The organism is Rothia sp. CCM 9419, from assembly GCF_048512815.1.
GTDB lineage: Bacteria > Actinomycetota > Actinomycetes > Actinomycetales > Micrococcaceae > Rothia.
Genome location: NZ_JBLXXY010000001.1, coordinates 120,978 through 133,947, shown reverse-complemented (window position 1 = coordinate 133,947; position 12,970 = coordinate 120,978). Strand labels below are relative to the sequence as shown.

Here is a 12,970-nt window from a genome sequence, read left to right as displayed (position 1 = left end):
AATGTTCTTGGGCTTATTTAAAATGACTGATTAATGCGAGAGCGTTGCCTGAACTCGATAATTCCAATGAGGCAAAAGGCAAGCAACCAGAGAATTGAGAACACCATAGAGATGGTGTTCTCTGTCTGGCAGGCTAAAGCCGTTGTACACATAGAGACAGCTCCGCCAAGCAGCAGGGAGACGGCTAGGGGAATGTTTGGTCCGAGTTTTAGGGTCTCTGTGAAGACATAGATGATACTCAGAAGCACGACGAGAGCGAACCACGTATAGGTGAGGAAAACCCAAAAGAGCTGAACTGATTCTGAAACGTTAGTGAGGGGGTTTAAGAGCATGATCAACCCTACAATTACGGCAAGGGCAATGAGGATTATTCCACGAACACGGCTAGTCATCGGCTTATTCCTATGGAGACACAACGGCATATTACGTATTCATAATATTTATTTTTTAGTGTTAGGGTGCTCAACTCGCTCTGTATTCTAAAAAATAGCAAGGATAAAACGTGTACTCGGCAGGTTTCCCCGAATAGCAAAAAGCGGTGTTGTTGTGATGAGATTTCATCACAACAACACCGCTTTTTATCAGAGATAAGCCTGTTTATTGCTCAGCTTTTTGTAAACGACGAATCTTGCGTTCTTCACCATAAGCGACGATGCCCAGAAGGATAATCCCGATGATCAAAGCAGCATAGAATACGGTGAACACAGAGTCCCAGCCGTGTAGCACATGGCCAAAGACGGTAAGTCCAGAACGCTCGGGGTCGGCGATGGCGGCTAGACCCACCTTTGCCATCGAGTCCCCTAGAAGATAAGCGAAAGTACCGCTCATGCCGTTTGCTACACTGACTGCACGTTTAGGGACAAAGCCCACCAAGGAAACACCAATCAGTAACTGTGGGCCAAAGATGAGCGCACCCAAACAGAAGAGGGCAATGTTAACTTCTGCCACGCTATGCGCATTCTTATAGAGTCCGACGGCGAAGAAGATGAGGAAGAGACACCCAACAGAGACCAGTGCACGGCGTCCTTTAAGCAAGTCGGAGATGTAGCCCCACGACATACTTGCAACGAGGGCACCAATCTCAAAGAAGAAAATCGTGTTCACAGCGTCTGAAGTGCTAAAGTTCAGTTCTTCACTCACATATAGTGGCGCCCAGTTATCAATGCCGATACGCACGATGTACACGAAGATATTTGAAGTGCATAGAATCCAAATCCACGGGTTTTTGAGAACATAGGTGGTAAAAATCTGCCATTTGGTCAAAGACTCAGATTGGGTGTTTTCTTCTTCAATGGGTTCGTCAAAAATTTCTTCTGAACGGTTCCAGCCAAGCTCTTCGGGGTCGTCTTTGCCAATGAAAAGACCTGCGATACCGATAGCGAGACCAATCAGTGCAGGAAAAATGAACATACCAACAACGTGACCGTTGAAGAAGACGTTCGCTCCCCATAGGGCGAGACCGCCAGCAATAGCGCCGCCAATGTTGTGTGAGGCATTCCAGAAGCCGAGGTAACGTCCTCGTTTTTCACGCGGTGTCCACCGTGAAATAGTCGAGTATGAGGCGGGCCCACCAGCAGATTGGAAGACGCCGTTGAGTCCCCATAGCACCACAAAGATACCGATTACAGAGCCGAATGCGCTCAGTAATAGTCCCATGAGCAGAACCATGAGGGAGGCAGAGACGAGTAGGGCAGAAACGATACGTTTAGAATTTCTGCCGTCTACGAAATACCCAACAAGGGTTTTTCCTAAACCATAGGTGATAGAGAACGCTAGACCGATATAGCCCAGTTCGAGGGTGCTTAGCCCGTATTCTTCTTTAAGGAGCGGTTGAGCAGCTTTAAAGTTGTTGCGGATTAGGTACATTGACATGTACACCAAGAACACAACGAAGAAGGCTTTAAGGAATTCTCGGAGCCAGAGTTTGCGTTGTTCGCTGGTAGATAGGCCAGACGGTGGGGCTTTGCGGATTGCGAAGAAATCCAGCATGGTGTTCCTCCTAAATGATACGAATATCGTTCGGGTGAACGGTATTCAATGATTTAGGATTCATTAAATACGATATTTCGTTAAAACACCTTGTCAAATGAACTTTTGTTCACGTCTCTGACGATATGTTACAACATATTCTCAAACGCTAAAATGAGCGCTCAGCCCCTCGCGCTCACCAAAACGTTCTAAATGTCGAATAAGAACACCCTTAACGCGTTCTAAGCGCTCTTCGTCCTCTGCATATGCCCATAAAACAAGTTTCGTCTCACCGGCAATATCTGTCACGAGAACATCACCATAGCCACTAAAAATACCTTCTCGGTTAAAAGTGATTCGATGGCCATCAACTATTTCTTCACAAGGGACTTTATGGCACATATGCGATATCAACTGTTTTGCGTATCGTGCAGGACGAGAAGTCTCAACAACAGCTTGGGCAGAACATGCCAGCTCTGAAATAGCAGGATATACGCTCACGAGGGTGTCCTTCAGGGTATGTCTATAGACCAAGAACTAACGGTTTTCTTCTCGTCTACACTAGCAGTCTGGCAACACCAAAAGTAACCCTGTATTTGCTGTGAGTTCTATGGGGTTGTCTAAGTAATCCGCTAGTAAGGTAACCTTCGTGTGTCCTTTGGAAGCATTACTGTATTTTTATTAAGGTTTTCTCGAAAATTACGGCAGGTTTTACCACAAAATAGCCCCTCAAGACGTATTATTATCAGGTAATTATCAGCGTTGACATTGCGCATTTGCGCATCGTTAACGCTTTCTTCATTTTTGGGGCTTTTTGTTCCCATTCACACGAGAGTAACTACGGATTCAACGAATGTCTTCTGAGAACACCGCGGCTCACGCATCCGCATCGGCACCCACCCCTACTAATGGGTTAGACCGTTTCTTCAAAATTACTGAGCGAGGCTCTACCTTCGGAACAGAAATTCGAGGTGGTTTCGCAACCTTCTTCGCCATGAGCTACATCGTGGTACTAAATCCCCTCATTATTGGTACTGGGGCAGATTCTGCAGGCAACATCCTCGGGCCAGAGAAAGTAGCAGCTGTTACTTCTCTTATCGCCGGCATCATGACCATCATGATGGGCATTTGGGCACGTCAGCCCTTTGCAATGGCAGCAGGATTAGGCGTTAACGCCCTGCTCGCATCAACCATTGCAACCACCCCAAACCTTACGTGGCCCCAGATTATGGGGCTTGTTGTTTGGGCAGGTATCATCATGCTTTTGTTGGTGCTTACCGGTTTCCGAACCGCAGTTTTTAACGCGGTACCGCAAAGCCTCAAAACCGCTATTGTTGTTGGTATCGGCATGTTTATCGCTTTTATTGGCTTAGTTGATGCCGGTATTGTGCGCCGCATGCCAGACGCAGCAGGAACAACCGTTCCTGTCTCCTTTGGTGTCGGCGGCCATCTTATGGGTTGGCCAACTGTCGTATTCCTCTTTGGTTTGTTCCTCACCATTGCATTATTTATTCGTAATGTTCGTGGAGCTATTCTGATTTCAGTAGTGGCATCAACCGCGCTCTCCATTTTCCTTGAAACAGTCGCGCCTTCTGGGTCTTCTATTGATTCACCAACGGGTTGGTCTTTGATGGTTCCGGGTGTTCCTACTCAGTGGTTCAGCTTGCCTGATTTGTCTCTTATCGGTTCAGCTGATCTTTTCGGTGCATTCCAGTCTTTGAGCGGCGCAGCAGCATCCTTGCTTGTATTTTCTATCTTGTTAGCAGTCTTCTTTGATGCAATGGGCACTTCTGTTGGTCTTGCGGCTGAGAATGGCACTCTTGGCAAGGACGGAAAGATTGAAGGAATCAATCAGGTTCTTCTGGTTGATGCTTTGGGTTCTGTTGCCGGCGGTGGCGCTTCAAGCTCCTCTCACCAGATTTATGTTGAATCAGCAACGGGTATCGGCGATGGTGCTCGTACTGGTTTTGCAAACCTGATTACTGGTGCGATGTTCTTACTTGCGGTCTTCATTTCTCCGCTGGTTAATATTGTTCCATTTGAGGCTGTCGCACCGGCTCTGGTTGTTGTTGGTTTCTTGATGGTTCGTCAGGCTGTTCATATTGATTGGACAGATTGGGGTCTTGGCATTCCAGCGTTCTTGACGATTATTATGATGCCTTTCACCTACTCCATCGCTGATGGTATTGGTGCCGGATTTATTTGCTACGTCTTTATTCGTCTGGTTCAGGGTCGTACCCGCGACATCCATCCGCTCATGTATGCAGTTGCTGGTGCTTTTGTGCTTTACTTCAGCATGGGCGTTGTTGAGGGGCTCCTACACTAAACGTTTGAACAGAAGGTGCTATTTTTAGTTCTTCTAAACGATGAGGGTCGATAGCTGGTTAGGCTATCGACCCTCATCGTTTTGTGGTGAAGATATTTATGTGTTGGTGATGTTATAGAGCTGTTGTGCTTGTGCGTATTTGGTGTGCACGTGTTGAGTCATGTCTTCGGGTGCGGTGAGGTCGTCCCAGTCGTAGAGTTCTTGGGAATCTGCGTTAGAGAGTTTCCAGTGGCTTCCTAGCTCGAGTAGGGACTGGTGTTTGACGTCGTAGTAGTCGGGTTTTCCACTCAGTGCGATTCCGCGGGCACCGGCGAGAGATGCCATGAGGTGGTGGTGGAATCGGCTGGTTATCCAGAGTTGTTCTGGTGAGAAAGTGAAGTCTTCGTCCCAGAATTGTTGGAAGGAGATAAATCCGTGGGGGCTAACAATGTCTTGTAGTGCTTCGTATCCGGCGTAGTCGGCACCGGGGATTGCTTCGACGTAGTGGATGTTGTCGCGGGGTATGTCGAGTTTTTTGACTTGTGCGCGGACGAAGTTGAGCATTCGTTGGTGTTGTCCGTCTTCTACGGCGTCGTTTTGGACGCAGAGGTAGAGGCGTGTGTTCTCTGGTGAGAATTCTGCGGTGTTTTGGGTGAGGGTGTTGGGGTTGATGAGGTAGGCGTCGTCGAGTCCGCGGGTAATGCCTAGGGCGTAGGAGCTGGGGGTGTCTCGTACGCTGATGTGTGAGAATCCGGTGAAGTTTTCGGTGATGCGTGGCATGAGTCCTTGTCCGGTGGCGATGAGTCGCGCTCCAGTTTCTTGGGCTGTTGCTTGCATGGTTTCGATGATGAGGGCGTTGGATGGCCAGACATTGTTGATGAATCCGCCGCCGAGGAGGTGTATGGTTCCGGCTCTGCGTAGTTGGAGTAGTCCTGCGTCGAAGCGTGGTGAGCCGAGTGTTTTAATGAGTTCGCTAGGGTGGCGGTTGAGGTTATGTTCGTATTCGAAGATGGCACGGAATACGGTGTTGACAACGTGTAGATTGGGGTGGATGTTTTTGAAGAGGGCGCTGGCTGTTCCGGGTTCACGAACGTCGAGCCAGATTTCGGTGTTGGGTTTGTGTTCTGCAAAGAATTCGAGCCATCTGCGGGTGATGAGTTCGTCGCCGTAGTTGGGGTAGCCTGCCATGGAAATGAGGTAGATGGGGGCTTCTTCTGGTTGGTGTGTGGTGGCGATGTTTTCGTGGCGGTGTTCTTCGGTAGTGTTTTTTGGTGTGGAGAACCCGGGGATTTGTTGCAGAATTTTTTTCACGGTACTACCTTACTCGTCTTTGTTTGTGCCGGTAAATAGGCGGAAGGTTTCTTATGGTAGTGGATGTTGGCACCAGAAGAAAATACTAAGTAGGTTGACTAAAAACCTTGTGTGATGTTAGGTTAGTTACATCTCAAGGAGGTTTTGATGTCTCGGAAAACAGTAGAAAAGCTCCCCCGAAACCTTGCGATTGTTTCTTTTATGGTTGCAATCGCTGTAGCGATTATGGTGACTGGGCGCTCTGGCATGGAATTACAGAGTATGGCTGCTATCCTCAAAACAACATTTTTTATTCTTATTGTCTGCAGTATTTTTTCTGCAGTTGTGTACACGTTTACCTATTTCAGATTTCATTCTCGTATGCCTTGGACAAAAGGGCACAACACCCATCAGCTTTTTAAAGTTGACTAAAAGTTTTATATCGACATATCAGACAGAGGGTGCTCACCAGTTAGCTGGTGAGCACCCTCTGTCTTCCTCGTATAAAACTAGTTTTCCGTCACCGGCTTATCGTGGCGAGGGGTTGCACCTTGTGCAAATTTTCGTACCCAGCGGTCATCTTTATATTGTGCTGGTACGGCACCGCCAAGGAGTCTCTTGGTCAGTTGGGTGGCAAGATATTCGCCGTCTAATGGCAGTGGAGAGTGAGCACCAGCAATAATGATGTTGCCTCGTCTGCGACCTTTGAGCATGGCAGGGTCAGCGATAATGCAGGTATGTTCAAAGACTTCTGCGATAGCGGCAGCTTCTGCTTTTGCTCCTAAGAGTTCTGGATAGTCACCACAGTTAATAATGTATAGACCTTTGTGAGATAGGGATTCTGAGGCGATGCGCGTGAATTCTAGTGTTGTGAGCGGTTCGGGGGTGATGTATCCGGCAAAAACATCACGAATGATGATGTCACGCGATTGGGCGGTAAATGTTTCTGTCACAGCTCGCGCTTCGCCTACTCGTATTTTAAGCTGTGGTGCTTGCGGTAGTGAGAACCACTGGCGTACGTATTCTGCGAGTTTTGCGTCAAGTTCTACCACCGTATTGCGTGATTTTGGGTAAACGTCCACAAAGTAGCGCGCCATGGAGCACGCCCCTCCGCCGAGGTGTGTTAAACGTAATTTTTCGATGTCTAGGGTACTTTCTGCATAGGTTTCGACGGCGGCAGCTATCCATCGCATATATTCAAAGTCCAGTGCTCTGGGGTCGTCTAAGACGATATGTGATGATTCCATACCGTTGATTTCAAGGACCCATCCACCGGGAGTGTAGTCATCTTCAATGAGTTCTGCTACCCCTGTAGAGATGGGGTATTTTCCTTCGACGAGGGCGCTTTGGTCTGTTGCGGTGTTCTTTGTTTTTCTTCTGCGTCTAGCCACAGGTTTAAGGGTACAGTGTTGAGGGTATCTATCCATGATGTACAGATGAGATAAGGGCGATGTTCGTGGAAATCATTCACCGTCAGTATAGGCTTATTCCTGCCACTGTTGAGGATGTAGATGTGTATGTTGATTTGCAGTTGAAGTGTTTAGAGCAGACTTATGCTGGCTATGGGGACGAGGGTTTTATACACCGTCAGCGTGATTCTCGTGATGAGCTAGTTGAAGAATTTGTGGACAATGTTTCTTCTGCTCAGTCGCGGGCTTTTCTTGCGTACGATACTTCTGCAGATTCTTTGTCTCCAGTAGGCCTTGGATTGTCTCGGCTAGGTCCGTTACCGTGGGAGAGTGAGCTTGATTTTGTGCAGGTTCCTGCTGGTTCTCGTGAGCTAGTTCAGTTATATACTCTTGAGCAGGCTCATGGTCAGGGGTTGGGTCAGGCACTTTTTGATGCTGTTCTCGATTCGGAGGAGCCGGCGTATCTTCATATTGTAGAAGGTAATGCGAAAGCGCAACGCTTCTATGAGAAGAATGGGTTTAGCCATGAGGGATTTTCGTTGACGTGTTTGGGGTCGTGGCATAATCCCGATGGTCCGAGTATGCGTGTGGGGCGCATGTTTCGCGGGATCACTCTTACGTCTTAACACCTCGGATGATTTTATGCGTGGCCATCACAGCATAGGGTAGTTATAAGCCGTTGCTTTTGTCGTCATGGTGAGAGTTTCTGTCGAGGGCACAGCATAAGATTGCGGCGACAGGAAAAACAATCCATGCTTCTGCCCAGAGGTTTCCGGAGAATCCCCAGAGTAGGAAAATGATGATGACGATACCCCAGTATGATTTTCTGAGAAGGTGTAGCAAGGGGGTAGAGCGTGTTTGATTGGCTCCCCAGTCTTGAGATTGCACGCAGATAGTGTCAGCGGCTCTTGTTGCCCAGGAGCAAAAGATGATAATCCATACGCCAGCAGCAACCATGCAGAGCAGTAGGGTAAGTCCCACGGTGGATACTTGGTGGTTATCGGTCAAGATAGCAGGAGCGATGACGCCGATGGGTGAGGTTGCGATAAGTAGTACACCTGCAGCTTTGAGGGGGCGTGCGTGTTTTTTCTGTTCTTGTTCTTGTTCATGCACCCATTGTTTGACGGCTGGGTCTGCCATGAAACCGTATTCTTCGACCATGCTAAAGGGGCTCATGTATTTTTTCACCCGATGGAGCAAGAAGCGGCCTATTACGATACAGAGGATAAGCCCTACCGTTGCAAGGGGTATTGATACGGTATGGTGCTCTCCGCAGATTGAGATACAAAGCAGGAAGAAAGCTAATCCGAGGATAAAGAAAATGGTTCCTGTTGCTCTTTGGGCGGAGCTTTCTTTGAGTGCCTGAGAATATTTTTGGGCGCATTCTTGGGTGACGAGGGAGTACATGGGTTGAGCAATTCCGTAAAAGCTTTTGCCCGTTCTATAAGAGATGATTTCTTCTGCGATGTTGAGTTCGTCGGCTAGAGCTTCTAAGGAGTTGTGCTCTGCTATGACGATGTTTTGTGCTTCACTGGGTGTTTTACCGTGTTTGATGAGTGTTTTTAGACGTTTTTTCATGCGTAGTCGGAGTCGTTTTTTGGCATGTTTAAACGCTGGGGTTGGTGGGTATTCGGAAAATAGTGTTGAGAGGTAAGAGTCAATATTTTTCATAGGGGGCTTCTATTAGTGTGGGGCTGCGCGTACGGGGGAAGATGGCGCCGACTCTGGGGGTGTTCTTCTACGGTGTGTGTTATGAAGACACTTCAAATAGGCGAAAAAATATACAGAATAAAATTAAAAAACATTTAAAACATTGGTTTAGCTTGGGGAAACTATTCCTACTGTATATAGAAAATAAAAAATCTACAACATATATTGCATATTTAAACACTTATGTCGTTTTAGTAAAATTTTCACCTCATACCACACCCACAAAAAAGCGGCCTATCGTTCGTCAAGAACAATAGACCGCTCACACGTGGCAACAAAGCCACCCAAAAATAGTTAACTCTCTTGAGACAACGCCTTATTCAAGCGCTCCACCTTACCGGTTATCTCACCGCTGTCGTGCCCTGGGCGAATATCAGCTTTAACCACCAAAGACACTCGAGGAGCAACAGCAGAAACCGCCTCCGTCGCACGCTTAATAACATCCATGCATTCATCCCATTCGCCCTCAATGATGGTGAACATTGCATTCGTCTCGTTCGGCAAACCAGACTCATTCACAATCTTCACAGCTTGAGCAACAGCAGTATGAACAGAACCATCTTCATAGGCACCACCAGTGGGTGCAACAGAAAAAGCAAATAACATATTTTCACCCTACGACACATCAGCACACACACTCAATACCACGTGTCAAAGCATCGTCATAAAAATAGAACATTCTCATGAGTTACCCCACAGAGGGAACTAATCTACCCCACCACCCGCCTATTAAGGCATAAAATTCAAATGAACTATCGACACAAAAGAGTGCCGTGACATCCGCCCCACCATCGGGACGTACAAGAGATAGTAGAAACGAGACATGACAACCGGTATCTACCTTTCAGCAATGAACCCGCTTTCTGGCAAGTCCTTGGTGAGCTTAGGTCTAGCAGACTCCCTCATCAAACGTGCAGATAGAGTCGGCTACTTCCGCCCTGTCTTCAACGGACAAACCGAAGCCCAGGACCCAATGCTCAACCTCATGCGGCAAAACTTTGGGCTTACCAGCCTACAAGCCCGCGGAGGAGTGTCCCTCGAACGTTGCCGTGAGCTTCTCGCTCAAGGCAACCACGAAGAAATGTCCTCTATTGCAGTATCTGTCTACGCAGAAATGGCCTCAGAATGTGATGTCATCATCGTCGATGGTACTGACCTTATGGCTCACAACGCAGTCACCGTCGAATTCGACCTCAACGTGCAGTTCGCTCGCGATCTTGGGCTACCCGTTATCGCAATAGTTGGTGCACGAGAATCCTCTGTGCAAGACATCGTCAACGCCGTAGATGTTGCACGCACCGAATTGACCAACGCCAAAGTCGACATTTTGGGTATTATGGTCAACCGTTGCAAACCAGAATTACGCGAGGAAATTCTCAAGAGCGTCAAACGCGGTCCTTCAAAACGCCCCGTCTACGTTCTTCCAGAAATTCCTGAGCTTACCCTACCTTCAATCTCCGAAATGGTGGCGGCACTGGAACTATCCGCTGAAGGAATCGACGAAGAGCACCTCAACCGCGATATTCACGACGTCAAAATTGCGGCAATGACCGTCGCAAACTTCCTTGACCAGTTCACTGACGGAGACTTCGTCATTGTCCCAGGTGACCGCACTGACGTTGTTGTCGCGTCACTTGCTTCAGCTCTTTCGCCCACCTTCCCAGCACCTGCTGGTATGCTCCTCACCGGCGGATTCTCTGAGGTTAAGAATGACACTGTCATTAGCTCCTTGATGAGCAATGCGCCATTCCCTGTCTTTGAGACCACCATGGACACCTTCCAATCAGGACGAGCAGTATCACGTGTCGAAGGCTCACTCTCTAACGGACAGCCTCGTAAAATTGCTGCAGCACTCGGTGAATGGTCCCGCTCTGTAGACCCTGATGAGTTGCTTGAACGCCTCGAGTTAGAGCGTCCTGCATCCATGACTCCGCTACGCTTCTTGCATAACCTCATTGAAAAAGCACGCCAAAACCGTCGCACCATTGTCTTACCTGAAGGCCATGATGTACGTATCCTCCGTGCCTCTGAGATTATTGCTCGCCGTGACTTCTGCAACCTCGTTCTCATTGGTAATCCCGCAAAAATCTCTGAGATTTGTCAGGCTGAGGGCATTAACCTTCCTCTCGCCGGAGAAGATAAGAACGGTATCCGCATTATCGACCTCAACGATAATGAATACACCGAAGATTTTGCACAAGAATATGCTCAGCTACGCGCGCATAAAGGCATGACAGTTGAAGCAGCTCGCGGACGCATGCAACAAGATGCCTCCTACTTTGGCACTATGCTCGTCTACAAGGGCATTGTTGACGGTATGGTCTCCGGCGCGGTTAACACCACCGCAAACACTATTCGCCCATCATTGGAGTTTGTGAAGACTCGCCCCGGCGTAAAAATTGTTTCCTCCGTATTCCTCATGCTCATGGAAGACCGCGTCTTGGTTTTCGGTGACTGTGCTGTGAACCCCAACCCCAATGCAGAGCAGCTTGCTGATATTGCTACAGCGTCAGCAGAAACTGCCCGCCAATTTGGTGTGACGCCTAAGGTTGCGATGCTCTCTTACTCCACCGGAACATCCGGTTCTGGTGCAGATGTTGAGGTTGTACGTGAGGCAACCGAAATCGTCAAAGCTCAGCAGCCCGACTTTGAGGTTGAAGGACCTATCCAGTTCGATGCAGCTTCTAATATGTCTATTGCTTCTTCAAAGATGCCAGACTCTAAAGTTGCCGGACAAGCAACAGTCTTCGTATTCCCTGACCTGAACACCGGTAACAACACCTATAAGGCTGTACAGCAGACTTCTGGTGCCGTTGCTGTTGGTCCGGTACTTCAAGGACTACGTAAGCCTGTAAATGATCTTTCTCGCGGTTGCACCGTTGATGACATCATCAACACCGTTGCTATCACCGCAATTCAGGCTCAAACTCTCTAAAACGGATAACGGTGGCTCTGTTCAAAGGGGCAGGCTTATTGTTTGAAGCGTTTGTGTTGTGCAACAGAATGTTCTGTTGCACAACACCTTTAGATTCTCTATAGAAAAGGAAAATATTTTGCTCATTCTCGTTGTGAACTGCGGTTCTTCCTCCGTCAAATATCAGGCACGCGATACCTCTTTGCCAGAAGCTGAGCAGGTTCTCGCTAAAGGACTCATCGAAAACATTGGAACCAAGATTCCAAGCCACACAGAAGCTCTTGCCATCATGGCAGAAGACCTCAAAGAACCTCTCCACGGTCGTGAAATTCAAGCGATTGGTCACCGTGTTGTTCAAGGTGGAGACGTCTTTACTGAACCAGTACTTATCGACGATGAGGTTCTCCAAAAGATTGATGAGCTATCCCCGCTAGCTCCGTTGCACAACCCTGCACACGTTATGGGCATTAAAGCAGCAACTGAGACATATCCTGGTGTTCCTCAGGTGGCTGTTTTTGATAATGCTTTCCATTCCACCATGCCAGAGCATGTGTACCGTTACGCTGTTCCAGAAGAATTCTACGAGAAATACGGTGTGCGCCGTTACGGATTCCACGGTACAAGCCACGACTACGTTACTGGTATTGCAGCAGAATTCCTCGGCATTGAGCGTGAAAAGTTCAACGCTGTTGTTGCGCACCTCGGCAACGGTGCCTCTGCTACCGCTATTGCTCACGGTAAATGCCTCGATACGTCCATGGGGTACACTCCTCTTGCAGGTTTGGTTATGGGTACTCGTAGCGGTGACATCGATCCTTCTGTTCTCACATCTTTGATGATGCGCGACCCAGAACTTACTGCTGAGCGTATGGATCAGATTCTCAACAAAGAATCCGGTTTGCTTGCTATTGCAGGCGATAACGATATGCGTACTGTTGTCAATGCGATGGAAAATGGTGATCAGCGCGCAAAGCTCGCCTTGGATATGACCACTTATCGTCTTGCAAAATACATCGGTGGTTACCATGTAGCTGTTGGTGGTATGCAGGCGTTGATCTTTACCGCTGGTATCGGCGAGAACTCTTCTGAGTTCCGTGCCCTAACCATTGAGCGTCTCGGTGCTTTGGGTATCACTCTTGACCCTGAGGCAAACCTTGTTCGTGGTGATGAGCCACGTATTATCTCTACTGAAGAGTCTGCAATTCCTGTTCTTGTTATTCCTACGAATGAAGAATTAGCTATTGCTCAAGCAACCGAAGTGATTGTAGCTTCGGCATAATTATTTTGTTTGTGGATTCTATGCGGGGTGTATCCTCACTGTGGTGAGGATACACCCCGCATAGTATTTAAAAGTTTTGATACACAACAATTTCG

Annotated in this window: 12 protein-coding genes; 5 read left to right on the top strand and 7 right to left on the bottom strand. The window is 48.1% G+C overall.

Features of this window, described 5'->3' with window-relative positions; all coding sequences use genetic code 11:
- Positions 1-17 precede the first annotated feature (17 nt).
- From ACN08W_RS00660 to ACN08W_RS00650, 3 genes are all read right to left on the bottom strand, one after another.
- Positions 18-392 (bottom strand): hypothetical protein, encoded by a 375-nt coding sequence (locus tag ACN08W_RS00660; protein WP_419108538.1) that lies wholly within the window; start codon positions 390-392, stop codon positions 18-20.
- Positions 393-597: 205 nt separating this feature from the next.
- A complete protein-coding gene (gene uhpT / locus ACN08W_RS00655; protein WP_419103207.1) occupies positions 598-1,989 on the bottom strand; it encodes a hexose-6-phosphate:phosphate antiporter in 1,392 nt (463 codons plus the stop codon).
- 141 nt (positions 1,990-2,130) lie between these two features.
- Positions 2,131-2,469 (bottom strand): DUF2218 domain-containing protein, encoded by a 339-nt coding sequence (locus tag ACN08W_RS00650; RefSeq protein WP_419108537.1) that lies wholly within the window; start codon positions 2,467-2,469, stop codon positions 2,131-2,133.
- Between the two features lie 352 nt (positions 2,470-2,821).
- On the opposite strand from ACN08W_RS00650, the gene ACN08W_RS00645 reads away from it, so the two are divergent.
- Positions 2,822-4,294, top strand: a complete 1,473-nt coding sequence (locus ACN08W_RS00645) for an NCS2 family permease (protein WP_419108536.1) — start codon at positions 2,822-2,824, stop codon at positions 4,292-4,294.
- A gap of 96 nt (positions 4,295-4,390) precedes the next feature.
- On the opposite strand, the gene ACN08W_RS00640 is transcribed toward ACN08W_RS00645, so the two are convergent.
- Complete coding sequence (locus tag ACN08W_RS00640) at positions 4,391-5,584, bottom strand: polysaccharide pyruvyl transferase family protein (protein WP_419108535.1); 1,194 nt, start codon at positions 5,582-5,584, stop codon at positions 4,391-4,393.
- Positions 5,585-5,731: 147 nt separating this feature from the next.
- On the opposite strand from ACN08W_RS00640, the gene ACN08W_RS00635 reads away from it, so the two are divergent.
- Entirely contained in the window at positions 5,732-5,995 is a 264-nt protein-coding gene (locus ACN08W_RS00635; RefSeq protein WP_419108534.1) for a hypothetical protein, read from the top strand.
- 77 nt (positions 5,996-6,072) lie between these two features.
- On the opposite strand, the gene ACN08W_RS00630 is transcribed toward ACN08W_RS00635, so the two are convergent.
- Positions 6,073-6,954: a spermidine synthase gene (locus tag ACN08W_RS00630; protein ID WP_419108533.1), complete on the bottom strand. Its 882-nt coding sequence runs from the start codon at positions 6,952-6,954 to the stop codon at positions 6,073-6,075.
- A gap of 65 nt (positions 6,955-7,019) precedes the next feature.
- Between ACN08W_RS00630 and ACN08W_RS00625 the strand changes: the two genes are divergently transcribed.
- A complete protein-coding gene (locus ACN08W_RS00625; protein WP_419108532.1) occupies positions 7,020-7,598 on the top strand; it encodes a GNAT family N-acetyltransferase in 579 nt (192 codons plus the stop codon).
- Positions 7,599-7,641: 43 nt separating this feature from the next.
- Here ACN08W_RS00625 and ACN08W_RS00620 read toward each other — a convergent pair whose 3' ends face one another.
- Both ACN08W_RS00620 and ACN08W_RS00615 read right to left on the bottom strand, forming a co-directional pair.
- Positions 7,642-8,643 carry a hypothetical protein gene (locus ACN08W_RS00620; RefSeq protein WP_419108531.1) on the bottom strand — a complete coding sequence of 334 codons (1,002 nt, stop codon included), beginning with the start codon at positions 8,641-8,643 and terminating at the stop codon, positions 7,642-7,644.
- 333 nt (positions 8,644-8,976) lie between these two features.
- A complete protein-coding gene (locus ACN08W_RS00615; RefSeq protein WP_419101174.1) occupies positions 8,977-9,288 on the bottom strand; it encodes a thiamine-binding protein in 312 nt (103 codons plus the stop codon).
- Positions 9,289-9,505: 217 nt separating this feature from the next.
- Here ACN08W_RS00615 and pta point away from each other — a divergent pair, with 217 nt between their 5' ends.
- Both pta and ACN08W_RS00605 read left to right on the top strand, forming a co-directional pair.
- Positions 9,506-11,617, top strand: coding sequence for a phosphate acetyltransferase (gene pta, locus ACN08W_RS00610; protein WP_419108530.1), 2,112 nt, complete (start codon positions 9,506-9,508; stop codon positions 11,615-11,617).
- 118 nt (positions 11,618-11,735) lie between these two features.
- Positions 11,736-12,875, top strand: coding sequence for an acetate/propionate family kinase (locus ACN08W_RS00605; RefSeq protein WP_419103216.1), 1,140 nt, complete (start codon positions 11,736-11,738; stop codon positions 12,873-12,875).
- Positions 12,876-12,970: the final 95 nt, after the last annotated feature.